Source organism: Pseudomonas sp. LBUM1651, assembly GCF_059716135.1.
This window is the reverse complement of sequence record NZ_CP166805.1, coordinates 6,022,654-6,046,912: the sequence shown is the minus strand read 5'-3', so window position 1 is coordinate 6,046,912 and position 24,259 is coordinate 6,022,654. Positions and strand designations below refer to the sequence as shown.

General features: G+C 59.5%; 25 protein-coding genes and 1 pseudogene. 12 read left to right on the top strand and 14 right to left on the bottom strand.

The window, feature by feature from the left end; genetic code table 11:
* Positions 1–60: 60 nt before the first annotated feature.
* Entirely contained in the window at positions 61–840 is a 780-nt protein-coding gene (crc, locus tag ACA066_RS28390; protein WP_497697498.1) for a catabolite repression control protein Crc, read from the bottom strand.
* A gap of 82 nt (positions 841–922) precedes the next feature.
* Between crc and pyrE the strand changes: the two genes are divergently transcribed.
* Positions 923–1,567: an orotate phosphoribosyltransferase gene (gene pyrE / locus ACA066_RS28385; protein WP_497697497.1), complete on the top strand. Its 645-nt coding sequence runs from the start codon at positions 923–925 to the stop codon at positions 1,565–1,567.
* A gap of 124 nt (positions 1,568–1,691) precedes the next feature.
* On the opposite strand, the gene ACA066_RS28380 is transcribed toward pyrE, so the two are convergent.
* From ACA066_RS28380 to coaBC, 7 genes and pseudogenes are all read right to left on the bottom strand, one after another.
* Positions 1,692–2,075 (bottom strand): hypothetical protein, encoded by a 384-nt coding sequence (locus tag ACA066_RS28380; protein ID WP_497697496.1) that lies wholly within the window; start codon positions 2,073–2,075, stop codon positions 1,692–1,694.
* Positions 2,062–2,634 carry a hypothetical protein gene (locus tag ACA066_RS28375; RefSeq protein WP_497697495.1) on the bottom strand — a complete coding sequence of 191 codons (573 nt, stop codon included), beginning with the start codon at positions 2,632–2,634 and terminating at the stop codon, positions 2,062–2,064. Before ACA066_RS28375 ends, ACA066_RS28380 begins: the two co-directional genes overlap by 14 nt.
* Positions 2,635–2,650: 16 nt before the next feature.
* The gene (locus tag ACA066_RS28370) at positions 2,651–2,863 is read right to left on the bottom strand and encodes a hypothetical protein (protein ID WP_497697494.1); all 213 of its coding nucleotides are present in this window, start codon (positions 2,861–2,863) and stop codon (positions 2,651–2,653) included.
* A 191-nt stretch (positions 2,864–3,054) separates the two neighbouring features.
* Complete coding sequence (gene argB, locus ACA066_RS28365; RefSeq protein WP_008007602.1) at positions 3,055–3,960, bottom strand: acetylglutamate kinase; 906 nt, start codon at positions 3,958–3,960, stop codon at positions 3,055–3,057.
* A 17-nt stretch (positions 3,961–3,977) separates the two neighbouring features.
* A pseudogene (locus ACA066_RS28360) lies at positions 3,978–5,354 on the bottom strand (phosphomannomutase/phosphoglucomutase); the annotation flags it as partial.
* Between the two features lie 344 nt (positions 5,355–5,698).
* Positions 5,699–6,154, bottom strand: coding sequence for a dUTP diphosphatase (gene dut / locus ACA066_RS28355; protein WP_017341480.1), 456 nt, complete (start codon positions 6,152–6,154; stop codon positions 5,699–5,701).
* A 5-nt stretch (positions 6,155–6,159) separates the two neighbouring features.
* Positions 6,160–7,368: a bifunctional phosphopantothenoylcysteine decarboxylase/phosphopantothenate--cysteine ligase CoaBC gene (coaBC, locus tag ACA066_RS28350; protein ID WP_497699974.1), complete on the bottom strand. Its 1,209-nt coding sequence runs from the start codon at positions 7,366–7,368 to the stop codon at positions 6,160–6,162.
* Between the two features lie 136 nt (positions 7,369–7,504).
* On the opposite strand from coaBC, the gene radC reads away from it, so the two are divergent.
* On the top strand, positions 7,505–8,179 hold the full coding sequence (gene radC / locus ACA066_RS28345) for a RadC family protein (RefSeq protein ID WP_497697493.1): 675 nt from the start codon (positions 7,505–7,507) through the stop codon (positions 8,177–8,179).
* A gap of 141 nt (positions 8,180–8,320) precedes the next feature.
* Here the strand turns inward: radC and ACA066_RS28340 are convergent, their stop codons facing one another.
* Positions 8,321–9,907 carry an ABC transporter substrate-binding protein gene (locus tag ACA066_RS28340; RefSeq protein WP_497697492.1) on the bottom strand — a complete coding sequence of 529 codons (1,587 nt, stop codon included), beginning with the start codon at positions 9,905–9,907 and terminating at the stop codon, positions 8,321–8,323.
* A 445-nt stretch (positions 9,908–10,352) separates the two neighbouring features.
* Here ACA066_RS28340 and rpmB point away from each other — a divergent pair, with 445 nt between their 5' ends.
* Positions 10,353–10,586, top strand: a complete 234-nt coding sequence (gene rpmB / locus ACA066_RS28335) for a 50S ribosomal protein L28 (protein WP_003176907.1) — start codon at positions 10,353–10,355, stop codon at positions 10,584–10,586.
* A gap of 11 nt (positions 10,587–10,597) precedes the next feature.
* Positions 10,598–10,753, top strand: coding sequence for a 50S ribosomal protein L33 (gene rpmG, locus ACA066_RS28330; RefSeq protein WP_007894709.1), 156 nt, complete (start codon positions 10,598–10,600; stop codon positions 10,751–10,753).
* A 183-nt stretch (positions 10,754–10,936) separates the two neighbouring features.
* On the opposite strand, the gene ACA066_RS28325 is transcribed toward rpmG, so the two are convergent.
* Positions 10,937–11,299: a cupin domain-containing protein gene (locus ACA066_RS28325; protein ID WP_497697491.1), complete on the bottom strand. Its 363-nt coding sequence runs from the start codon at positions 11,297–11,299 to the stop codon at positions 10,937–10,939.
* Positions 11,300–11,547: 248 nt separating this feature from the next.
* Between ACA066_RS28325 and ACA066_RS28320 the strand changes: the two genes are divergently transcribed.
* Positions 11,548–13,041 (top strand): aldehyde dehydrogenase, encoded by a 1,494-nt coding sequence (locus ACA066_RS28320; RefSeq protein ID WP_214379797.1) that lies wholly within the window; start codon positions 11,548–11,550, stop codon positions 13,039–13,041.
* A 185-nt stretch (positions 13,042–13,226) separates the two neighbouring features.
* Entirely contained in the window at positions 13,227–14,372 is a 1,146-nt protein-coding gene (locus ACA066_RS28315; protein ID WP_497697490.1) for an MFS transporter, read from the top strand.
* A gap of 134 nt (positions 14,373–14,506) precedes the next feature.
* On the opposite strand, the gene ACA066_RS28310 is transcribed toward ACA066_RS28315, so the two are convergent.
* Both ACA066_RS28310 and ACA066_RS28305 read right to left on the bottom strand, forming a co-directional pair.
* Positions 14,507–16,075, bottom strand: coding sequence for a phospholipase D family protein (locus tag ACA066_RS28310; protein ID WP_497697489.1), 1,569 nt, complete (start codon positions 16,073–16,075; stop codon positions 14,507–14,509).
* A 60-nt stretch (positions 16,076–16,135) separates the two neighbouring features.
* The gene (locus tag ACA066_RS28305; RefSeq protein WP_497697488.1) at positions 16,136–17,569 is read right to left on the bottom strand and encodes an aminotransferase-like domain-containing protein; all 1,434 of its coding nucleotides are present in this window, start codon (positions 17,567–17,569) and stop codon (positions 16,136–16,138) included.
* Between the two features lie 179 nt (positions 17,570–17,748).
* On the opposite strand from ACA066_RS28305, the gene ACA066_RS28300 reads away from it, so the two are divergent.
* Positions 17,749–17,994 carry a DUF1127 domain-containing protein gene (locus ACA066_RS28300; protein ID WP_497697487.1) on the top strand — a complete coding sequence of 82 codons (246 nt, stop codon included), beginning with the start codon at positions 17,749–17,751 and terminating at the stop codon, positions 17,992–17,994.
* A gap of 113 nt (positions 17,995–18,107) precedes the next feature.
* On the opposite strand, the gene ACA066_RS28295 is transcribed toward ACA066_RS28300, so the two are convergent.
* Positions 18,108–19,400, bottom strand: a complete 1,293-nt coding sequence (locus ACA066_RS28295; RefSeq protein ID WP_497697486.1) for an NAD(P)/FAD-dependent oxidoreductase — start codon at positions 19,398–19,400, stop codon at positions 18,108–18,110.
* Between the two features lie 147 nt (positions 19,401–19,547).
* Between ACA066_RS28295 and ACA066_RS28290 the strand changes: the two genes are divergently transcribed.
* Entirely contained in the window at positions 19,548–19,901 is a 354-nt protein-coding gene (locus ACA066_RS28290) for a YkgJ family cysteine cluster protein (protein WP_007947437.1), read from the top strand.
* A 140-nt stretch (positions 19,902–20,041) separates the two neighbouring features.
* Here ACA066_RS28290 and ACA066_RS28285 read toward each other — a convergent pair whose 3' ends face one another.
* Complete coding sequence (locus tag ACA066_RS28285; RefSeq protein WP_003177284.1) at positions 20,042–20,530, bottom strand: Lrp/AsnC ligand binding domain-containing protein; 489 nt, start codon at positions 20,528–20,530, stop codon at positions 20,042–20,044.
* Between the two features lie 156 nt (positions 20,531–20,686).
* On the opposite strand from ACA066_RS28285, the gene dadA reads away from it, so the two are divergent.
* The 4 genes from dadA (at position 20,687) to ACA066_RS28265 (ending at position 24,162) form a co-directional block, all read left to right on the top strand.
* Positions 20,687–21,991, top strand: coding sequence for a D-amino acid dehydrogenase (dadA, locus tag ACA066_RS28280; protein WP_497697485.1), 1,305 nt, complete (start codon positions 20,687–20,689; stop codon positions 21,989–21,991).
* Complete coding sequence (locus tag ACA066_RS28275; RefSeq protein WP_497697484.1) at positions 21,963–22,316, top strand: RidA family protein; 354 nt, start codon at positions 21,963–21,965, stop codon at positions 22,314–22,316. Before dadA ends, ACA066_RS28275 begins: the two co-directional genes overlap by 29 nt.
* A gap of 95 nt (positions 22,317–22,411) precedes the next feature.
* The gene (gene alr, locus ACA066_RS28270; protein WP_497697483.1) at positions 22,412–23,485 is read left to right on the top strand and encodes an alanine racemase; all 1,074 of its coding nucleotides are present in this window, start codon (positions 22,412–22,414) and stop codon (positions 23,483–23,485) included.
* A 128-nt stretch (positions 23,486–23,613) separates the two neighbouring features.
* The gene (locus ACA066_RS28265; RefSeq protein ID WP_007947433.1) at positions 23,614–24,162 is read left to right on the top strand and encodes a cupin domain-containing protein; all 549 of its coding nucleotides are present in this window, start codon (positions 23,614–23,616) and stop codon (positions 24,160–24,162) included.
* Positions 24,163–24,259: the final 97 nt, after the last annotated feature.

The window sequence follows — 24,259 nt, the reverse complement described above, 5'->3', positions numbered from 1 at the left end:
CGTATCTTTCGATACGGGCATTTTCGTCCACCGCTCAGCAGGTTTTCGTGTCAGCGAAAACTAGATAGTCAGCGTCCAGTCGTAGTCCACGATCAGCGGAGCATGCTGCGAGAACCGTGGCTGACGTGGCAGGCGCGCACTGCGTACACAGCGGCGCAGGCCCGGGGTCAGTATCTGGTAATCGAAGCGCCAGCCCAGGTTGAGCATCTCAGCCTGTTCGTTGTCCGGCCACCAGCTGTACTGGTCACCTTCACGGCTTACTTCGCGCAGGGCATCGACATAACCCATGTTGCCGACAATCTCGTCCATCCAGGCACGTTCAGGTGCCAGGAAGCCCGGGGATTGCTGGCTGTCGCGCCAGTTCTTGATATCCAGCTTCTGTTGCGCCACGTACAGCGAGCCACAGTAAATGTATTCGCGACGTTTGCGCCGCTGTTTATCCAGATAACGGGCGAAGTCGTCCATTAGCTTGAACTTCTGGTTCAAGTCTTCATCGCCGTTCTGCCCCGAAGGGAGCAGCAAGGTCGCGATGCTGACCTTGTCGAAATCGGCTTGCAGGTAGCGCCCGTAGCGGTCGGCCGTCTCGAACCCGAGACCGCTGATGACTGCCTTCGGTTGCAACCGCGAATACAAAGCCACGCCACCCTGGGCGGGAACTTCGGCTTCGCAGGCATAAAGGAAGTAGCCATCCAGTTGGAAGGCTGGATCGTCCAGTTCAAAGGCGGAGGCGCGGGTGTCCTGCAGGCAGATGACGTCGGCATTCTGTGCTTGCAGCCAACTGAGCAAACCTCGCTCCACTGCAGCCTGAATACCATTGACGTTCACACTGATGATCCGCATAAATGGCCCCAAAAATCGCGTGCGTGTATGATACACGGCGTCAACCTAATTAGCTAAATCCGTGGTATTTGGGGTTTTTTTCATGCAAGCGTATCAGCGCGATTTCATTCGTTTTGCCATCGATCGCGGCGTTTTGCGCTTCGGTGAGTTCACCCTGAAGTCCGGACGCACCAGTCCTTACTTCTTCAATGCCGGGCTTTTCAACTCCGGTTCGGCCTTGGCGCAACTGGGTCGTTTCTATGCCGCAGCCATCGTCGAGAGCGGCATTGCGTTCGACGTATTGTTTGGCCCGGCGTACAAAGGCATTCCGTTGGCGGCGACCACTGCGGTGGCCCTGGCTGAACATCACAACCGTGATTTGCCATGGTGCTTCAACCGTAAAGAGGCCAAGGCACACGGCGAAGGCGGCAGCCTGGTTGGCGCGCCATTGACCGGCGAAGTGCTGATCATCGATGACGTGATCACCGCTGGCACCGCGATCCGCGAAGTGATGCAGATCATCGCTTCCCAGGACGGCGCCAAGGCGGCGGGCGTGCTGATCGCCTTGAACCGCCAGGAGCGTGGCAACGGTGAATTGTCGGCGATCCAGGAAGTGGAGCGTGACTTCGGCATACCGGTGATCAGCATTGTTTCGTTGAACCAGGTGCTGGAATTCCTCGCCGATGATCCGCAGCTCAAACAGCATCTGCCTGCCGTCGAAGCCTACCGCGCCCAGTTCGGCGTCTGACCCTGTAGGAGCCGGCTTGCTGGCGATCAATGCAACGCGGTGTGTCAGGTACAAAGCGTTGCATATAAACAAAAAAGCCCCGTTCGGATCATCCGGACGGGGCCTTTTTACTTCTGATGCCTGTTCATCGCAGCTTTTGCCACTTGAACGCGAGTTGGACGGTCAACTTCAGGTTGAACAGCGCAAACACCATCAGCGCAAACACAACCATCACGTAAAGCGTGCGATCCACGTCAAATTCCCACAGATCCAGTTTGCTGCTGTCCATGATTTTCACAGCGGCAGGCAAATTGACGTAAAACAGTGCCATGAATGCACTCGTCAGCGGCAGGGCGCAGTTGAACAACGCGTTTATCACATTCTCCCGACCACGTTTTCTGGCTAGCGCGCCAGACTGTTTTTCATCGAGCATCAGCGCTTCATTTAACCTCGGCCACGCAAGGTTGAACATGAAGGTGGTCAGGGTCAGCAGTAAGCCACTGACCGCGACGACGTCACTGAACGGCATTCACGCCCAGTGTCTGGCACAACAGCGCGTGGGAGTCTTCGCTGATTTCGAACTGCCCGGCACTGCCTTTACGTTTGATGATGGGTTTGAAGGTCGGCTCGTTCTGCGTGATCAGCATGTTCAGCTCATCGCGGATGACGTCCGAACTGATCACCACCAGATACACCGTCTGCGCATGTTCTGCGGATTCGATCACGGCTCGCATGCTGTGCTGCAGGATCTCGTCCAGTTGATTGCGAAAGCGTGAAACCGTATTTTTCAGCAGGGTTTTGCTTTGGCTCTGGGTCAGTTGGAAAATCGTTGATATCTGCGATTCGGTCGGCAGGGTTTGCCCGAAGTAGCTTTGAATCAAGTACAGCAAGCGGTCCTGTTTCGATTCATCGGCCCGGCTCGGCATGCCGCCTTCTACCAGCATTTTCAAGTATTCGGTCAGGCTTGCCTTGGCGATACGCTGTAGGGCGTGGGCGATTTCGTGATCGGAAATTCGAAGTGTCTTTTTGACCGGCTCCTTTTGCTCGAGGTCGAATGCCTGGGCATCAATCGTGAAGGAAATCTGCATGGCTCGATCCCCGTGATCATTTACCGGATTTAGTTGGATAAGGATCTACTACCGCGTCCCCTTGGCCACTGAGAATTTTCCAGCCATTTTGTACGTGCACTGAATCCAGGCGCCGTGGGCAGGGTGGCAAGGATTTTTTCGATTGGTTGGAGTATTCGTAGCCGCAGTCGGCGCATTCGTAGGTGCCTGCGGACACGTCGCTGCCATTCGGTGCGTAAACTTTTTGCATGGTTAGATCTCCTGTGGATACAGGGAAGATCCTATGCGGACTAATGCTTGGCGGGATGTCGGACGTTTCGCTGAGTCAGGTCGGACGTTTCCGGCGCGCATAAAAAAGATCGCAGGATTCGTCAGCTCCTACGGAATATTCGTACATCCGTAGCTGCTGCCAAAGGCTGCGATCTTTTTGCCGTTCTTGAATCAGTGACGCTTGCGATTGCTGATCAAAGTACCCACACCAGTATCGGTGAAGATCTCCAGCAGAATCGCATTCGGCACCCGACCATCGATGATCAACGAACTGCCCACGCCGCCCTGAACCGCTTCCAGCGCGCAACGGATCTTCGGCAGCATGCCGCCGTAGATGGTGCCGTCGGCGATCAGATCGTCCACTTGCTGAGTCGTCAGCCCCGTCAGGACCGTGCCCGACTTGTCCATCAGGCCAGCGATGTTGGTCAGCAGCATCAGCTTTTCAGCTTTCAGTGCTTCGGCGACTTTACCGGCCACCAGGTCAGCGTTGATGTTGTACGACTCGCCGTTGGCACCGACGCCGATTGGCGCGATCACCGGAATGAAATCGCCTTTGACCAGCAGGTTCAGCAGGTCGGTGTTGATCCCGACCACTTCGCCCACCTGGCCGATGTCGATGATTTCCGGTTGGGTCATCTCCGGCGTCTGGCGAGTCACGGTGAGTTTCTTCGCACGAATCAGCTCGGCGTCTTTACCGGTCAGGCCGATGGCGCTGCCGCCGTGACGGTTGATCAGGTTGACGATGTCCTTGTTCACCTGGCCGCCGAGGACCATTTCCACCACGTCCATGGTCTGCGCATCCGTCACGCGCATGCCATCGATGAAGTGGCTCTCGATCGACAGACGCTTGAGCAGGTCGCCGATTTGCGGGCCGCCGCCGTGAACCACCACCGGGTTGATGCCCACAGCTTTCATCAGCACGATGTCGCGGGCGAAGCCGGTTTTCAGCTCCTCGCTTTCCATCGCGTTGCCGCCGTATTTGATCACCAGCGTCTTGCCGACATAGCGGCGGATGTAAGGCAACGCTTCGGACAGGACCTTGGCGGTGTTGGCGGCGGCTTCGCGTTCGAGGGTCATTCAGGGCTCCGGGTGAATCAAAACGGTAGTTGGAGATCAGGTGCAACACGCTTCAACTGGACATGGAAGACGTCCTTGATGCGCTGCAATTCAGCCTCGTCATCGGCCTCGAAGCGCAGCACCAGCACCGGTGTGGTGTTGGACGCGCGCACCAGGCCCCAGCCTTTGGCATAGTCGACTCGCACGCCGTCGATGGTGGTCAGGTCGGCGCCTTCGCCCCACTTCGCGTCGTGCAATGCATCAATGATGCTGAATTTGCTCTCTTCGGTCACATGGATATTGATTTCCGGCGTAGAAATATCGTTCGGGAAGGTCGCAAACAGCTCTTCCGCAGTGGATTTTTCCTTGCTGAGGATCTCCAGCAGCCGCGCGGCGCTGTAAATGCCGTCGTCGAAACCGAACCAGCGTTCCTTGAAAAAGATGTGCCCGCTCATTTCGCCGGCCAACAGGGCGCCGGTCTGTTTCATCTTCTTTTTGATCAACGAATGACCGGTCTTCCACATTAACGGGCGACCGCCGTATTCCTTGATCAGCGGCGTCAGGCGGCGGGTGCATTTGACGTCGAAGATGATTTCCGCGTCCGGGTTGCGCGCCACCACGTCACGGGCGAACAGCATCAGCAGGCGGTCCGGGTAGACGATGCTGCCGGTGTTGGTCACCACGCCAACGCGGTCGCCGTCGCCGTCGAAGGCCAGGCCGATGTCGGCGTTGGTTTCCTTGACCTTGGCGATCAGGTCGACAAGGTTTTCAGGCTTGCCCGGGTCCGGATGGTGATTGGGGAAGTTGCCGTCGACGTCGCAGAACAGCGGGATGACTTCGCAGTTCAGCGCTTCGATCAGTTGCGGGGCGATCACGCCGGCCGCGCCGTTGCCGCAGTCGACCACGACTTTGAGGCGACGAGCCAGTTTGACGTCCTCGACGATTTCGGTGTTGTAGCGATCGAGGATCTCGACCTGGGTGATGCTGCCCTTGCCGCTGCTCAGGTTGTTGGTCTTGAGGCGATCGTGCAGGGCCTGGATCTGTTCGTTGGCCAACGTATCGCCGGCGATGACGATCTTGAAGCCGTTGTAGTTCGACGGGTTGTGGCTGCCGGTCAGCATCACGCCCGATTTGCCGGCCAGTACGTTGGCGGCGTAGTAAAGCGCCGGCGTTGGCACCAGGCCCACGTCACTGACATGGCAGCCGGCGTCGGCCAGGCCTTTGATCAGTTGTTCGACCAGTTCCGGGCCGGACAGGCGACCGTCACGACCAACGGAGACGTTCGGTTCGCCCTGGGCCAGGCTCTGGGCGCCAATGGCGCGACCGAGCCAGTAAGCGGTTTCAGCGTTCAGGAATTCCGGGACGGTGCCGCGAATGTCGTAGGCGCGGAAAATGCTGTCGGGGAACTTGGGTGCGACTTGGGCTGGGGTGTTCATCTGTAGGAATGCTCCATCTCGAAAGTGGCTGGACCTGCGCGCGAAGAACGCTTGGGCGGGTTCGAACTGAAGGGTATGACGGCGTTTTTCGCAGAGAGTTCGTGGTGTGCAAAGGCCATGACCCCGACGTCAGCAAGAGAATAGTCGATCAATGCCTTGATTTTTGGCGGTAAACCTTCCAGATGAGATCTGTGCAAATTTCAGCGCACAGCGCACCTGTGGCGAGGGAGGCCCCGCTTGAGTGCACAGCACTCACAAAGTCGGGGCTGCTACGCAGCCCAACGGGGGCAAGCCCCCTCGCCACAGGGTCGCCAGTTTTTCGATCAATGGCTACCGGAATGCCCGAAACCGCCCGTGCCGCGTTGGGTTTCAACGAATTCTTCGACCATCTCGAAGTGTGCTTGAACCACGGGAACCAAAACCAGTTGGGCCAGGCGCTCGCCGACCACCATGTTGAAATCGGTCTGGCCACGGTTCCAGCACGAAACCATCAACGGACCCTGATAATCGGAGTCGATCAAGCCGACCAGGTTGCCCAGCACGATGCCGTGCTTATGGCCCAGGCCGGAGCGCGGCAGAATCAGCGCGGCCAGACCCGGATCGCCGATGTAGACCGACAGGCCGGTCGGAATCAGCACGGTTTCACCCGGCTTGATCACGGTGTCTTTTTCCAGCATGGCGCGCAGGTCGAGGCCGGCGGAGCCTGGCGTGGCGTACTGCGGCAGCGGGAATTCGGTGCCGATGCGGGGGTCGAGGATCTTGGCTTGCAAAGCGTGCATGTAAATTAAACCTGGTTCAGACGTTCGGCGATAAAAGTGATCAGCTGGCGAGCAATCTTGCTCTTGCTGGTCTGGGCGAAAAGTGTGGCGTGTAGCTCGCGGTCGATCACGCTGCAGGCGTTTTCTTCGCTGTTGAAGCCAATGCTCGGGTTGGCGACGTCGTTGGCGACGATCAAATCGAGGTTCTTGTCTTTCAACTTGCGCGCAGCGTAGTCGAGCAGGTGTTCGGTTTCGGCGGCGAAACCGACACTGAACGGACGGTCGGGGCGAGTGGCAATGGTGGCCAGAATGTCTGGGTTGCGCACCATTTGTAGCAACAAACCGTCGCCGTTCGTAGGGTCTTTCTTGAGTTTCTGTGGGGCGACGACTTCGGGGCGGTAGTCCGCGACCGCTGCCGAGGCAATGAACAGGTCGCAAGGGATCGCGGCTTCGCAGGCGGCCAGCATGTCGCGGGCGCTGACCACGTCGATGCGCGTGACGCGATCCGGGGTCGGCAGGTGCACCGGGCCAGTAATCAGGGTGACGCGGGCGCCGGCTTCAACCGCCGCTTCGGCAAGGGCGAAGCCCATTTTTCCGGAGCTGTGGTTGGTGATGTAGCGCACCGGGTCGATGTTTTCCTGGGTCGGGCCGGCAGTGATCAGCACGTGTTTGCCGGTCAGCGCCTGATGCTGGAAGCAGTCCGCCGCGCACTGGGCCAATTCGACGGCTTCGAGCATGCGGCCGAGGCCGACGTCACCACAGGCCTGACTACCGGAAGCCGGGCCGAAGGCTTTGATGCCGCGGCTTTCGAGGGTTTGCAGGTTGGCCTGGGTCGCCGGGTCGCGCCACATGGCCTGGTTCATCGCCGGGGCAACGGCAACCACGGCGTCGGTGGCCAGCACCAGCGTGGTCAGCAGGTCGTCGGCAATGCCTTGGGCCAGACGGGCGATCAGGTCCGCAGTGGCGGGGGCGATCAGCACCATGTCGGCCCACTTGGCCAGCTCGATATGGCCCATTGCGGCTTCGGCTGCCGGGTCCAGCAGGTCCAGATGAACCGGGTGGCCGGACAAAGCCTGCATGGTCAGCGGCGTGATGAACTCGCTGCCGCCACGGGTCATGACCACGCGCACTTCGGCACCCTGGTCGATCAGGCGGCGAACCAGATCGGCGCTCTTGTAGGCTGCAATACCGCCGCCGACGCCCAGAACGATGCGTTTCCGATACAGCCGCTGCATAGGTCTGCCTTTCATTTCGTTGATGACTGCGTGGCGATACCCCCTCCCCAGGAGTGAAATCGCCCGCAAAAAAGATGGGCTACGATATCACAGCGACCGCTACGGAACAGCGGCGCCCACAGACCAGGGAGGTGTTATGAGTATTCGGGATTGGCCGGCGGCGGAGCGGCCGCGGGAGAAGTTGTTGGAGCAGGGGGCAGGGATTCTTTCCGACGCCGAGTTGCTGGCGATCTTTCTAAGAACGGGCGTGTCCGGCAAAAGCGCGGTAGATCTCGCGCGGCATCTGTTGAATCAATTTGGCAGTTTGCGTTCGCTGATGGAGGCAGATCAGCCAACGTTCAGCAGGCAATTAGGGTTGGGGCCGGCAAAATTTGCGCAGTTGCAGGCGGTGTTGGAAATGGCCCGACGGCATCTGGCGGAGCGCTTGCGCTACAACCCGGTGTTGGAAAATCCGCTGGCCGTACGGGATTACCTCAAATCGATGTTGCGGCACGAACCTCATGAAGTGTTTGGCTGCCTGTTTCTGGACTCGAAACATCGAGTTTTGGCGTTCGAATCGCTGTTTCGCGGCTCGATCGACTGCACCAGCGTTTATCCGCGTCAGGTGGTCAAGCGCGCTTTGGCCCATAACGCCGCAGCGCTGATCCTTTGCCACAACCATCCGTCGGGCAGTACGGATCCCAGCCAGGCCGACCGCAAGTTGACCAAACGCCTGCAAGAGGCGCTGGAGCTGATCGATGTGCGGGTGCTCGACCACTTCATCATTGGCGATGGCGATCCGCTGTCGATGGCGGAGTATGGGTGGATGTAGGGCTGGGGACGGGCCTCTGTGGCGAGGGAGCTTGCTCCCGCTTGAGTGCGCAGCGCTCACAAGATCTTCAGGGCCGCTGCGCAGCCCAGCGGGAGCAAGCTCCCTCACCACAGAAAAGCATCCCCGCAGTGTTTCCGAGAGTTACTTGAGGTTGACCTTGGAGTAATCCTGACGCCCAAACGGGCTCACCGAATAACCCTCGACTTCTTTGCGCATCAGGGCGAAGGCAGTCGGATGGGCCAGCGGCAGCCACAGCGCCTGCTGCTGGATCTGCGCCTGAGCCTGTTCGTAGAGCTTGGTACGCACGCCTTGCTCGCCGGTGGTCTTGCCGGCGCTGATCAGCTTGTCCAGGTCCTGGTTGCAGTAACGGGCGAAGTTGGTGCCGGACTTGACGGCAGCGCAGGAAAACTGCGGCGTGAGGAAGTTGTCCGGGTCGCCGTTGTCGCCGGCCCAGCCCATGAACAGCAGGTCATGCTCGCCGGCCTTGGCGCGGCGAATCAGTTCGCCCCATTCGATCACGCGAATCTCGGCCTGAATGCCGATTTCCGCGAGGTCGGACTGAAGCAGTTGAGCGCCCAGGCTCGGGTTCGGGTTCAGCAAACTGCCGGAAGGGCGGGTCCAGATGGTGGTTTGGAAACCGTCCTTCAGTCCGGCCTTGGCCATCAGTGCCTTGGCCTTTTCAATGTCATGCGGGTAGCCCGGCAAGCCCTTGGCGTAGCTCCAGGTGTTGGGTGGGTACGGGCCATTGGCGGGCTCGGCGGTGTCTTCGAACACGGCTTTGATGTAGTTGGCCTTGTCGAACGCGAGGTTGATGGCCTGGCGTACTTCAGGTTTGTCCAGTGGCGGATGCTGGCTGTTGATGCCGACGAACGCGGTCATGAAGGCGTCAGTCTTTTCGACTTTCAAGGTCGGTTCTTTCAGCGCGGCCTGTACGTCCAATGGTTTGGGTGACAGGGCAATCTGGCATTCATTGCGGCGCAGTTTCTGCAACCGTACGTTGGCGTCCGGGGTGATGGCGAAGATCAGCGGATCGACCGAAGGCTTGCCGCCAAAGTAGTCAGGGTTGGCCTTGTAGCGAATCGAGGCATCTTTCTGAAAGCGCGTGAAGACGAATGGACCGGTGCCAATTGGCTGGCTGTTGAGCTTCTCGGTTGTACCGGCCTTGAGCAATTTGTCGGCATATTCAGCCGAATAGATTGACGCGAAGCCCATGCTCAAGGTCGCGAGGAAGGTCGAATCCGGATGGTCGAGGGTGAAGCGCACGGTCAGCGGGTCCAGCGCGTCGATCTTCTTGATCAGCGCCGGTAGCTGCATCGATTGCGCGTGCGGGAAGCCGCTCTGCGCCACTTTGTGCCAAGGATTTGCCGGATCGAGCATGCGGTCGAAGCTGAATTTCACGTCTTCGGCGGTCAGGTCGCGCGTCGGGCTGAAGTATTCCGTGCGGTGGAATTTCACCTGCGGGTGCAGCCTGAACACGTAGGTCAGGCCGTCGGGGGTGACTTCCCAGCTGTCCGCGAGCCCGGCGACCACTTTGCCGCTGGCCGTGTCGAAGTCCACCAGACGGTTCATCAACACGTCGGCCGAGGCGTTGGTGGTGGTCAGCGAGTTGTATTGCACCACGTCGAACCCTTCCGGGCTGGCCTCGGTGCAGACGCTCAGGGCGGCAGCATGGGCCAGCGGGCTCAGTAGAAGCGGGGCGAGCAACAGCGGTAGGGCAGCGAGGCGCATGGTCGGATTCCTTTACAGATCGAAGGCCCATCTGCAAGTGCAGTCTGGAAAAGGCTACCCTAGTGGGCTCTTTTGCAAATGACTATCCCCTTTTTCATTTTAAGAGGACTATGTGCGATCGTTTTCGGTGAATGCTGGCCGAGGAAAACCCTGAATTGGCCGGTTGGCCTATTTTCTGCGACGAGCGGTCTTTATCGACGATAGCCTTTATCCAAGGCGCTCGGAGCCAGAAAAGCGGGGTTTTTATCGCGTCTGTGCACACGGAATGTTGTTGCTCTCCAGTCTTTCTGGTATAAAGCAGCGCTCTTTTCTAGGGGCCCGGTTCCTTCACTGTAGGTGTAGCCGGTAAGACCTCTAAAGAAACGCGGCGCCTGGCGCCAAATGACTGAGAGATTAAGCGGCCAACCCATGCCGGGTTGGGCATGTGGTTTTAGAGGGCTGAGGCATGTCGAGAGTATGTCAAGTTACCGGTAAGGGTCCGGTGACTGGGAATAACATTTCCCACGCAAACAACAAAACCCGTCGTCGTTTCCTGCCGAACCTGCAGCATCACCGCTTCTGGGTTGAAGAAGAGAAACGTTTCGTGCGTCTGCGCGTATCTGCCAAAGGCATGCGTATCATCGACAAGCGTGGCATCACTGTCGTGCTGGCCGAAATCCGCGCCGCTGGCAAGATCTAAGGGAGCTAATCATGCGTGAATTGATTCGTTTGATTTCGAGCGCCGGTACTGGTCACTTCTACACTACCGACAAGAACAAGCGCACTACTCCGGACAAAATCGAGATCAAGAAATTTGATCCGGTTGTTCGCAAGCACGTGATCTACAAGGAAGGCAAAATCAAGTAATTGATTTTTCCCTCTTACGAAAAAGGCCCGTATCGCGAGATACGGGCCTTTTTTGTTGCCTGGTGGTTAGGTGTTGCCTGTCAGGGACCCTTCGCGGGCAAGCCTCGCTCCTACGGTGAATCGCGTCCGTTCTGTAGGAGCGAGGCTTGCCCGCGAAGAGGCCGGCCCACCTAACACAAATCTTTAGGCCTTCTGTTCAAACACCACATAAATCTTGCGGCACGGCTCCAGCACTTCCCAAGTGCCTCTGAACCCGGCCGGGATCACAAAACGATCGCCTACGCGCAGGGTCTTGCCGTTACCGTCGTTGTCGCGCAGCACTGAAACCCCCTGCACGATTTCGCAGTATTCATGCTCGGTGTAATTCACCAGCCACTGGCCGACCTCGCCCTCCCAGACCCCTGCACTCATCTGGCCGCAAGGGCTGTTGTAGTGGTTGTACACGGCTTGCTCAGGGTCGCCTTTGAGGACTTTCGCCTGGTCCGGCCGATAGCGTTCGGGCTCGGTAGTGGCCTGGCTGAAGTCGACGATGTTCTGAATGCTCATTGTTGTTATCCCCCGTGATTGCGGCGCGAGTGGCTGGAAAGGTGCTGGAAAGCCCAAAGTCTATGTTTATTAAAATGAACACCGCAAGGCCGTTTACCGACCTTATGTCAAATATATTGAAACAACCCCGGTCACTGGTTTAGGGTGGCGGTTGCCTTGGGCCGAAAAGCAGGCTGGCCGGGCAGAATTCCTGGGGACGTCCGCGAAGAACGCGGGGCGCTCGTATTCAATAAGAGGAGGACACTCGAATGACCACCCTGACTCGTGCCGATTGGGAACAACGGGCTCGCGATCTGAAGATCGAAGGCCGCGCCTACATCAATGGCGAATACACCGATGCCGTCTCCAGCGAGACCTTCGAGTGCATCAGTCCGGTCGATGGCCGTCTGCTGGGCAAGATTGCCAGCTGTGACGCCGCCGACGCCCAGCGCGCTGTTGAAAACGCTCGCACCACGTTCAATTCCGGTGTCTGGTCGCGCCTGGCGCCGACCAAACGCAAAGCCACCATGATCCGTTTCGCCGGCCTGCTGAAACAGCACGCCGAGGAGCTGGCCCTGCTTGAAACCCTCGACATGGGCAAGCCCATCAGCGATTCCCTGTACATCGACGTTCCCGGGGCGGCGCAAGCCCTGAGCTGGAGCGGCGAAGCCATCGACAAGATCTACGACGAAGTGGCCGCCACCCCGCACGATCAGCTGGGTCTGGTGACTCGCGAGCCGGTCGGCGTCGTCGGCGCCATCGTGCCGTGGAACTTCCCGTTGATGATGGCCTGCTGGAAACTCGGCCCGGCGCTGTCCACCGGTAACTCGGTGATCCTCAAGCCGTCGGAAAAATCCCCGCTGACTGCCATCCGCATCGCTGCGCTGGCCGTTGAAGCCGGCATCCCGAAAGGCGTGCTGAACGTGCTGCCGGGCTACGGTCACACTGTCGGCAAGGCCCTGGCCCTGCACAACGATGTCGATACGCTGGTGTTCACCGGTTCGACCAAGATCGCCAAACAACTGCTGATCTACTCCGGCGAATCGAACATGAAACGCGTCTGGCTCGAAGCCGGCGGCAAGAGCCCGAACATCGTGTTCGCCGATGCCCCGGATCTGCAAGCCGCCGCTGAAGCCGCCGCCGGCGCTATCGCCTTCAACCAGGGCGAAGTCTGCACCGCCGGTTCGCGTCTGCTGGTCGAGCGTTCGATCAAGGACACCTTCCTGCCACTGGTGATCGAGGCCCTGAAAACCTGGAAGCCGGGCAACCCGCTGGACCCGGCGACCAACGTCGGCGCGCTGGTCGATACCCAGCAGATGAACACCGTGCTGTCCTACATCGAATCCGGCCACGCCGATGGCGCCAAACTCGTCGCTGGCGGCAAGCGCACGTTGCAGGAAACCGGTGGCACTTACGTTGAACCAACGATTTTCGACGGCGTCAGCAACGCGATGAAAATCGCTCAGGAAGAAATCTTTGGCCCGGTCCTGTCGGTCATCGCTTTCGATACCGCCGAAGAAGCCGTCGCGATTGCCAACGATACGCCGTACGGCTTGGCCGCCGCGGTGTGGACCAAGGACATCTCGAAGGCTCACCTGACCGCCCGTGCGCTGCGTGCCGGTAGCGTGTGGGTCAACCAGTACGACGGCGGCGACATGACCGCACCGTTCGGTGGCTTCAAGCAGTCGGGCAACGGCCGCGACAAGTCGCTGCATGCGTTCGACAAGTACACCGAGCTGAAGGCGACCTGGATCAAGTTGTAAGCCAGTAGGGGAGCCTGTACTAAAACAGGTTCCCCTGAGGACGCGAATCCCCTGTGGGAGCGAGCCTGCTCGCGAAAGCGGTGTAACAGTCGACATCAATGTTGAATGTTGCTCCGTCTTCGCGAGCAGGCTCGCTCCCACAGTGCTTTGTGTCGTACATAAAAATATCCACAGGAGCGTGGAACATGCGTTGGGCGACTTATTTCGCCGTGTTGGCGTCTGTCTTGAGTGTCGGTCTGGCCCTGGGCGTCAGCATGCCGCTGGTGTCGTTTCGCCTGGAAGGCTGGGGTTACGGTTCGTTTGCCATCGGTGTAATGGCCGCGATGCCGGCGATTGGTGTGTTGCTGGGGGCGAAGATTTCCAGTCATCTGGCGGCGCGCCTCGGCACGGCCAATCTGATGCGTCTGTGTCTTTGGGCTGGCGCGTTGTCCATCGGGTTGCTTGCGCTGTTACCGAGTTATCCAGTCTGGTTGCTGTTGCGGCTGATGATCGGGGTCATCCTGACTCTCGTCTTCATCCTCGGTGAAAGCTGGATCAACCAGCTGGTGGTCGAGCAATGGCGCGGCCGGCTGGTGGCACTGTATGGCAGCAGCTATGCGCTGAGTCAGTTGGCCGGACCGTTACTGCTGGGCGTTCTGGGCACCGAACACGATTATGGATTCTGGGTCGGCGTCGGTTTGCTCACGGCGGCGCCGTTCCTGTTGCTGGGTCGCAGCGGCGCACCGACCAGTGAAGCCTGCAGCGTGACCTTCAGCGACTTGTGGGGCTTCTGCCGAGGTCTGCCGGCGATTGCCTGGGGCGTAGCGCTGTTCGCGGCGTTCGAGGCGATGATCCTGACCTTGTTGCCGGTCTATTGCCTGCGCCAGGGCTTTTCCACGGAAATCGCGTTAGCGATGGTCAGCACTGTGGTGGTCGGTGATGCCCTGCTGCAACTGCCGATTGGCGCGCTGGCGGATCGCCTGTCGCGACGCACGTTGTTCACCGGTTGTGCAGTGATCCTGCTGGTATCGAGCCTGGCGATACCGTTGCTGATCGACACGTTGCTGATCTGGCCGTTGTGGGTGCTGTTTGGCGCCAGTGCCGGGGGCTTGTTTACTTTGTCACTGATCCTGATCGGCGAACGTTATCGCGACGATGCGCTGGTGCGGGCCAATGCGCATATCGCGCAGCTATGGGGCATCGGTTGTCTGGTCGGACCGTTGGCTGCGGGGGCTGGTAGCCAGTGGATCAGCGGGCATGCGTTGCCGCTGTTGATGGCGGCCGGTGCGTTCGGGTTGGTAATCCTGCTGTCGCGCCAAGGTGCATTCGGTACAGTTGCTGAACCTGCCTGACACTAAACTCCAGCCAACCAAATCCCCTGTGGGAGCGAGCTTGCTCGCGATAGCGGTCTGACAGTCGACGTCAATGTTGAATGTGAAACTGCAATCGCGGGCAAGCCCGCTCCCACAGGGATGTTTATTGTCTGTTACAGCATCCGTTCCAGTCCCACGGCGGTACTCATCCACGAATTGAACTGGCGCCACCAACTTCCCGGTTCCTTGGTCAGCGTGTGCATTTTGCCGTCGTCCTCCGTCACCCAGACGATCCGGTCGTTTTCCAGTTTCACCTGATAACTCAGGGGCGGCGCCATGCCCTCCATTGCCGCTTTGCGCACATGCGCAGCGAGTTCGGGGCTGTCCACCAGCACGCCGACTTCGGTGTTCCACAGCACCGAGCGCGGGTCGAAGTTGAACGAGCCGATGAAGGATTTCTGCTGGTCGAAGATCATCGCCTTGCTGTGCAGGCTCGAATCGGAACCACGGTAGGACTTGCTGTAAAAAATATGCGGTCCGCTGCCGCCGCCTTCACCGGGTTGGCGGCGCAATTCGTACAGCTTCACGCCATGTTCCAGCAGCGCCCGGCGATAGGGCGCGTAACCGCCGTGCACCGCCGGGACGTCGGTGGCTTCCAGCGAGTTGGTCAGCAGGCTGACGGAGACCCCGGCATCGGCGCGGCCGGTGAGGTAAACCAGGCCCGGCTGCCCCGGTACGAAGTACGCCGAGATCATGATCAGCTCTTTGCTGACCCCGGTGAGCTCAGGCGCCAACTGTGTGGTGAGCAGCAGTTGCGGATCTGGCTCGCCGTCAGACAAGACCTTGCTCGGTGCGTCCCACAACGCCTGATTCCAGGCCCAGATCAACTCTCGGCGCCAGATGTCCATGCGCGGGTTTGTGGTGTAGGTCATCAATTGTTGATACAGCGCGTGGTTCTGTTTGCGCGTCTCTTCCAGCGATTCTTCCAGACGTGTGCGGGTATTTTGCAGGTCCTTTTGCGTCGGTTTGCTCGACAGGAATTCATCGATCGGCTTGCTCAGCGCGCTGTTCCAGTATTGGTCAAAGCTGTGGCCGAGCTGCTCGGCAACCGGCCCGACGCCGAGCATGTCGATGTCGGTGAAGTTCAGGTTGGGCTCGGCATCGAAATATTCGTCCCCCAGATTGCGGCCGCCGACGATGGATGCGCTGTTGTCCGCCAGCCACAATTTGTTGTGCATGCGCCGGTGTTGCAGCGACAGGTTCAACAGCCGGCCGATATTTCGCGTCACGCCCGTGGCCCGGCCCAGGTGCAGCGGGTTGAACAGGCGAATCTGGATCTGCGGATGCGCCGCGAGGGTAGCGATGATCCAGTCGAGGCCGTCGCTGGTGGTGTCGTCGAGCAGGATTCTCACACGCACGCCACGGTCGGCCGCCTTGAGCAGTTCGTCCACCAGCATGCGCGTGCTGATGCCGTCGTGGACGATGTAGTACTGCAAGTCGAGGCTGCTTTGGGCGTTGCGGATCAACTCGGCACGGGCCATGAAGGCTTCGCCGCTATTGGACAGCAAGCGAAAACCGGACTTCCCCTCATGGGGCGCGGCCTGGGCCTGGATCGATCGACCGAATGCCGAATCACTGGCGGGCAGCGCCTGACTGGGTTCGCGTTGAACATCGAAGCTGACGCAACCGCCCAGGAGCGAGGCGAGTAGCAGAAGAGCGAGCAGGGGCTGTCTGACTCTCACGTAGGATCGTTCCGATTGGCGGCGGGTGTCGGCATATGGACGCTGAAATCCCGTTAAAAGTCAGTCAGTGAAGCTGTCATTTTCCGCCAGCAGTTTGATTGCCGCAGCGCCGACCTTGCGCACCGCGTCTTCGATCTGTGGTGTTGGCTTGGCAGCGTAGTTCATCCGCAGGCAATTGCGGTACTTGCCCGAGGGAGAAAAGATGCTGCCGACGGCAATCTGTACGCCCTGGTCGTGCAAGGCGCGGTTCAGTTTCAGGGTGTCGAAACCATCAGGCAGTTCAACCCAGAGCATGAAACTGCCTTGCGGCCGACTGGCGCGGGTGCCGGCGGGAAAATAGCGGCTGACCCAATCGATCATCATGTCGCGATTGCGCTGGTACTGAGTGCGCATTCGCCGCAAATGCGGTTCGAAGTGACCGGCCTTGAGGAATTCGGCGATGGCAATCTGCGGTTGCGGCGCGGTGCTGCCAGTGCTGATGTATTTCATGTGCAGCACCCGCTCCAGATAGCGGCCCGGTGCAACCCAGCCGATCCGTAGACCGGGCGCCAGGGTTTTGGAAAATGAACTGCAGAGCAGGACGCGGCCGTCTTCGTCGAAGGATTTGATCGTGCGGGGGCGCGGGTAGTTGTAGGCCAGTTCGCCATACACATCGTCCTCGATGATCGCTACGTCGAAACGCTGTGCGAGCGTCAACAACGCGCGTTTGCGCGATTCCGGCATGATGTAGCCCAGCGGGTTGTTGCAGTTGGGCGTCAACTGTATGGCCTTGATCGGCCACTGTTCCAGAGCCAGTTCCAGCGCATCGAGGCTGATCCCGGTCAGCGGGTCAGTGGGGATTTCCAGGGCCTTCATGTTCAGGCCCTTGAGCGTCTGCATCGCGCCGTGAAAGCTTGGCGAGTCCACGGCGACGATGTCACCCGGCTCACAGATGGAGCGAATGCTGGTGGACAGCGCTTCGTGACAGCCGGTGGTAATCACCAGGTCGTTGGCTGTCAGTTGGCATCCGGAATCCAGCATCAGGCGCGCAATCTGCTCGCGTAATTCGAGGGTGCCGTGAATGTTGTCGTAATACAGACCGGGCATGTCCTGCCGCCGACTGATGCGCGCGAGGTTGCGCAGCAACGGTTTCATGGTCGGCGTGGTGATGTCCGGCATGCCGCGACCCAGTTGCACCACGTCCTTGCGCGGTACTGCGCGGATCAGTTCCAGCACTTGATCCCACTGCGAAATATCCACCGGGCGCTGGGCGGGGCGGCCAATCGCCGGTAGCTCCGGCAATTCGCGACTCACCGGGACGAAGTAGCCGGACTTGGGTTTCGGCATCGCCAGGCCGCTGTCTTCCAGCACCCGATAGGCTTGCTGCACTGTGCTCAGGCTGACGCCGTGCTCGACGCTTAATGCCCGCACGGACGGCAGTCGGTCACCGGGACGATAGAAGCCCTGTTCGATCCGCGTTCCGAGCAATTCGGCGAGGTTGACGTAGAGGGTCATGGCGCAGTCTCGATGTAGATGATTCGGTTAACCAGTACAGATAAGGCAAAAAATTGTGATTCAGAGGCTAAAACGCGAAATCTGTATGGAGTTAATACTCTCAGGTTGAATCTGTAATGCTTTTCGCCGTCGACGCATCATGAAAGCTCTGGCTACCCAAGTAAACAGGAGCATTCAAAATGAACGGCTTGAGCGATGTGCGGCTGACGTTACGCAGTCAGGAACTGGCGGCAGGGCAAAAAAACGGTGCGCGGGAAGCGATCATGCGCAACGCGCCGTCCGGCCTGAGTCGCTGGGGTCTGTTCTGGCATCGTCTGCACACGCGCAAGGGGTTGCTGGAGCTGACGCCGGAGCAATTGAGGGATATCGGGTTGAGCCGGGAGCAGGCGCGGGAGGAGGGGCTTAAGCCTTTTTGGCGGATCTGAGTTTTGTGGTGTTCTTTAGATCCATTCGCGGGCAAGCCTCGCTCCTACAGGGGGGCGCGTTAATCTGAGCGAGGCTTGCCCGCGAAGGCGTCCGCAAGAACGCCAAAAATTCTTTAGACCAGCTCTTTAAGCCGATGCCACAACATCCCCAACGCCAACAACGGCGAACGCAAATGCTTGCCGCCCGGAAACGTCATGTGCGGCACCTTGGCAAACAGATCGAACCCGCCACTCTGCTGCCCACTGATCGCCTCGGCCAGCAACTTGCCCGCCAGATGCGTGGCATTCACCCCGTGACCTGAATAAGCCTGGGCGTAATACACGTTCGGCTGATCCTTGAGCCGGCCGATCTGCGGCAGGCGGTTGGCGCCGATGCCGATCATCCCGCCCCATTGGTAATCGATCTTCACCCCGGCCAGTTGCGGGAACACTTCCAGCATCTTCGGTCGCATGTACGCCGCGATGTCCTTCGGGTCGCGACCTGAATAGTGGCAAGCCCCACCAAACAGCAACCGTCGATCTGCCGAGAGTCGGTAGTAATCCAGCGCCACCCGTTGATCACACACCGCCATGTTCTGCGGCAGCAGTTCGTGCGCCTGTTCTTCGCTCAAGGGTTCGGTGGCGATGATGTAGCTGCCGGCGGGCAATACCTTGCCGCTGAGCTCCGGGTTCAGCTGGTTGAGGTAGGCATTGCAGCCCAGCACCAGCGTCTTCGCGCGAACCGAACCTTGAGCCGTATGGACCGTCACCTCCGGGCCGTAATCGATGCGGGTTACCGCCGATTGTTCGAACAACTTCGCGCCCAATTCCTGCGCGGCGGCAGCTTCGCCCAAGGCCAGGTTGAGAGGGTGCAGATGCCCCGAACCCATGTCGATCAGGCCGCCGACGTAGCGGTCGGAGCCCACCACCGAGTGCATTTCGTGGGCTTGCAGCAAGCGGGTTTCGTAGCGGTAGCCGAGGCTGCGCAGTTCTTCGGCGTCTTCGGCGAAGCCTTCCAGGTCGCGGGTTTTGTTGGCGAGATCGCAGTAGCCCCACGTCAGGTCGCAAGGGATCTGAAAACGCTCGACGCGTTGTCGGACGATTTCCACCGCTTCCAGGCCCATGAGTTTCATCTGACGCACACCGTCTGCACCGATCACGTTGGCGAACTGATCGAGACCATGGCCGACGCCACGAATCAGCTGCCCGCCATTGCGGCCACTGGCACCCCAACCAATCTTGTGCGCCTCGAGCAGCACCACACTGAGGCCACGCTCGGCCAGCTCAAGCGCCGTGTTCAGCCCGGAAAACCCGCCACCGACCACGCACACATCGGCCACTAATTCACCTTTCAACACCGGATGATCGGGCTGCGGCAGGCTGCTGGCCGCGTAATAGGAGGCAATGTGCTGGGCGCGGGCATTCATGCGCGTCATCCTGATTTTTGTGTCTGGAAAATTTGACGGAGCATAAGCCGGACCTTCCGGCGGGGGCAACACTGGTCGGTTGTGGCTGTCTGGATTGGGGCTTTTGCTTCAGAATCCCGCTCCAGTCCGCTTTGGGTCACCGTTTCGATGAGCTGCAACAGTCAGAAAATCCGCACCCTGCGACAGCAGATTCCCTCGTTCGAGTGTGTGCCCGGCTGCCATGACTGCTGTGGGCCGGTGACTACCTCACCCGAAGAAATGTCCCGCCTGCCGCGCAAGACGCGCGCTGAGCAGGATGCGGCGATGGATGAGCTCAACTGTGTACACCTTGGGCCAAACGGCTGCACGGTGTATGACGAGCGGCCGCTGATTTGCCGGTTGTTTGGCACCACCAAAACGTTGCCGTGCCCCAATGGGCGGGGGCCGGTGGAGTTGATTCATCCGCGGGTGGAGAAGCAGATTCATGAGTACATGGCGTCGACCCGGCAGGTGCTCGTCTGAGGGAAGACCGAGTTGCCTGTAATCGCTAGCAGGCTAGCTCCCACACTGGATCTGTGTCATGCACAGAATGTGTGTCCGCTGAAGATCAACTGTGGGAGCTAGCCTGCTAGCGATGGGGTCTGACCAGGCACTACAAAATCTCAATCCGGAATCGGCAAACTCAAACTCTCCTTCACCTCTTCCATCACGATATAGCTCTTGGATTCCCGCACATGCGGCAGCTTGAGCAGAATGTCGCCCAGCAACTTGCGGTACGAGGCCATCTCGGAAATCCGTGCCTTCACCAGATAGTCGAAATCCCCCGACACCAAATGGCACTCCAGCACATGGGGCAATTTCAGCACCGCACGTCGGAACTCTTCGAAAGTATCGCCGGATTTGTAGTCGAGGCTGATCTCGACGAACACCAGCAGACTACCCTTGAGGTGCTGCGGATTCAGCCGGGCGTTGTAGCCCATGATGATCCCTTCGCGCTCCAGGCGCCGAACCCGCTCGGTGCAGGGCGTGGTCGAGAGCCCGACCTTTTCCCCAAGCTCGGTGAAGGAAATACGCCCGTCCGCTTGCAGGATCCGCAGGATGTTGCGGTCGATCTTGTCCAGCTCACGTTTGGTCTGAGTGTTGGTACGCATAGGGGATGCGCCTCCGTGAAAAGCGTTTTTGCCGAGAATTGTCGCCAAATATAGGTGCTTATATAGTGAAAAGCACTGGCTAATCTTTTTTAAACTGCCCACATCTACGGTCTGAACTACAAACGTCAGCGGCACGCCGCGATGAGGGATATGAAAATGCGCGTTATGGTCTTGGGTAGCGGCGTCATCGGTACCACCAGTGCTTATTATCTGGCGCGTGCCGGGTTCGAAGTGGTGGTGGTGGACCGTCAGCCGGCTGCGGCCATGGAGACCAGTTTCGCCAACGCCGGGCAGGTATCACCGGGTTATGCCTCGCCGTGGGCCGCGCCGGGTGTGCCGCTCAAGGCCATCAAGTGGCTGCTGCAGCGCCATGCACCGTTGGCGATCAAGGCCACCGCCGACATCGACCAGTACCTGTGGATGGCGCAGATGTTGCGCAACTGCACCGCCAGCCGTTACGCGGTGAACAAGGAGCGCATGGTCCGCCTGTCCGAGTACAGCCGTGACTGCCTCGATGAATTGCGCGCCGAAACCGGCATTGCCTACGAAGGCCGCAGCCTCGGTACGACTCAATTGTTCCGCACCCAGGCTCAGCTCGACGGCGCCGCGAAAGACATCGCCGTGCTGAAAGAGTCCGGCGTGCCGTTCGAACTGCTCGACCGCGAAGGCATTGCCCGCGTTGAACCGGCCCTGGCCAGCGTCACCGACATCCTCGCCGGTGCCCTGCGCCTGCCGAACGACCAGACCGGCGACTGCCAGATCTTCACCACCCGACTGGCCGAAATGGCAGTGAAACTGGGTGTGGAATTCCGCTTCGGCCAAGACATTCAGAAGCTCGACTACGCCGGTGATCGCATCAACGGCGTGTGGATCGACGGCAAGCTGGAAACCGCTGACCGCTATGTATTGGCACTCGGCAGCTACTCGCCGCAGTTGCTCAAGCCGCTGGGTATCCGCGCCCCGGTGTATCCGCTCAAGGGTTATTCCCTGACCGTGCCGATCACCAACCCGGCGATGGCCCCGACTTCGACTATCCTCGACGAAACCTACAAGGTCGCGATCACCCGTTTCGACAACCGTATCCGCGTCGGCGGCATGGCTGAAATAGCCGGTTTTGACCTGTCGCTGAACCCGCGTCGGCGCGAAACTCTGGAGATGATCGTCAACGACCTCTATCCTCAGGGGGGCGATCTGGCCCAGGCAAGCTTCTGGACCGGTCTGCGTCCGACCACCCCGGATGGCACGCCAATCGTTGGTGGCACGCCATTCAGCAATCTGTTCCTGAACACCGGTCACGGCACGCTCGGCTGGACCATGGCGTGCGGTTCCGGTCGCTTGCTGGCCGACCTGATGGCGAAGAAAACGCCGCAGATCAGCGCCGAAGGCCTCGATATTTCCCGTTATGGCAGCAAACTCCAGGAGTCCGCAAAACATGGCAATCCAGCGCCAGCTCACCAATGAGCGCATGAGTCAGATCGTCGCTCACAACGGTACGGTGTATTTGGCAGGGCAGGTCGGCGATGACATGAACGCCGGGATTGAACAGCAGACCCGCGAAACCCTCGCCAATATCGAGCGTTTGCTGGATCTGGCGGGCACCGACAAGAACCATTTGCTGTCGGTGACGATTTACCTGAAAGACATTGATGCGCACTTCGAAGGCATGAACGCGGTCTGGGACAAGTGGCTGCCAAAAGGCGTGGCCCCGGCCCGTGCGACGGTTGAATCGAAGCTGTGCGAACCGGAAATCCTGGTGGAGCTGTCGGTTGTAGCCGCTCTGCCATAAGCCTGTCAGAAAGATCCCTCTCCGGTGCTGTTGGTGGTTAACGCCGTCAGCCAGCGCCGGTTTTTATTCCCATGACTGTCTAGAAGCCTGCCGCCATGCGTCCAGCCCGTGCCCTGATCGACCTTCAAGCCCTGCGTCACAACTACCGGATTGCCCGTGAAATCACTGGGGCCAAGGCCCTCGCGGTGATCAAGGCCGACGCCTACGGCCATGGCGCGGTGCGTTGCGCCCAGGCGCTGGAAGCCGAGGCGGACGGGTTTGCCGTGGCGTGCATTGAAGAAGCGCTGGAACTGCGCGCCGCAGGCATTCGGGCGCCGGTGTTGCTGCTGGAAGGCTTTTTCGAAGCCGATGAGTTGGCGCTGATCGTCGAGCATGATTTCTGGTGCGTGGTGCATTCGTTGTGGCAGCTCGAAGCCATCGAGAAGGCCGCGCTGAGCAAGCCGATCACGGTGTGGCTCAAACTTGATTCGGGCATGCACCGGGTCGGTCTGCATCCAAAGGATTACCAGGCGGCCTATCAACGGCTGCTGGCCAGCGGCAAGGTCGCGAAGATCGTGCTGATGAGCCACTTCGCCCGCGCCGATGAGCTGCACGAGCAAGCCAGTGCTGAGCAGGTCGCGGTGTTTGAAGCGGCACGCCAGGGTTTGTCCGCCGAGATCAGCCTGCGCAACTCACCGGCGGTGCTCGGTTGGCCGCAGATTCCAAGCGACTGGGTTCGCCCGGGCATCATGCTCTACGGCGCCACGCCGTTCGAAGAAGCCAACGCCGTAGCATCCCGCCTGCAACCGGTGATGACCCTGGAATCGAAAGTGATTTGCGTGCGTGAGCTGCCGGCTGGCGAGCCGATCGGTTACGGCGCCAAATTTATCACCGAAAAACCGATGCGCGTGGGGGTGGTGGCCATGGGTTATGCCGATGGCTATCCGCGTCAAGCGCCGACCGGTACGCCGGTGCTGGTCGCCGGTCAGCGCAGCCAATTGATCGGCCGGGTGTCGATGGACATGCTTTGCATCGATTTGACCGACGTGCCGCAAGCGGGTCTGGGATCGACCGTGGAGTTGTGGGGTAAAAACATTCTCGCCAGCGACGTTGCGGCGGCCGCGGACACGATTCCTTACCAGATCTTCTGCAACCTGCGCCGGGTGCCGCTGCTCTATTCCGGGGCTTAAGCCCAGACACTGCGCACCGGAAGTCGCCTCGCCGAACAGGATTCAGGCCAAAGTGTTGTAAATACTGAACGCTGTCGCCATGATAACGCTCAATATTCCTACAACCTGAATCCCTGGAGGCTCCAGCATTGGACGTCGGTGAACGACTGCAATCCATCCGTAAGCTCAAAGGTCTTTCGCAGCGTGAACTCGCCAAGCGCGCGGGCGTCACCAACAGCACCATTTCGATGATCGAGAAGAACAGTGTCAGTCCCTCGATCAGTTCGCTGCGCAAGGTTCTGGGCGGGATTCCCATGTCCATGGTCGAGTTCTTTTCCGAAGAGATCCTGCAGGAAAAACCGACTCAGATCGTCTACAAGGCCAACGAGCTGATCGATATTTCCGATGGTGCCGTGACCATGAAACTGGTCGGCCGGGCGCACCCGAGCCGCGCCATCGCCTTCCTCAATGAAATCTACCCGCCTGGCGCCGACACCGGTGACGAGATGCTCACCCATGAGGGTGAGGAAACCGGGATTCTGGTGGAAGGACGGCTGGAACTGGTGGTCGGGCTGGAAACTTTTGTGCTTGAAGCAGGCGATAGCTACTACTTTGAAAGTACCAAGCCACACCGTTTCCGTAATCCGTTCGATGCGCCGGCGCGACTAATCAGCGCAGCCACGCCAGCGAATTTCTAAGTGAAGAGGCGTCCTGCCAGTATGGCAGCGACACCCGAAGGGTTTTTCCGCCGCGCAACAAGACCCCTTCGACTTTGGGGTTGTTTCAGTGCGACGG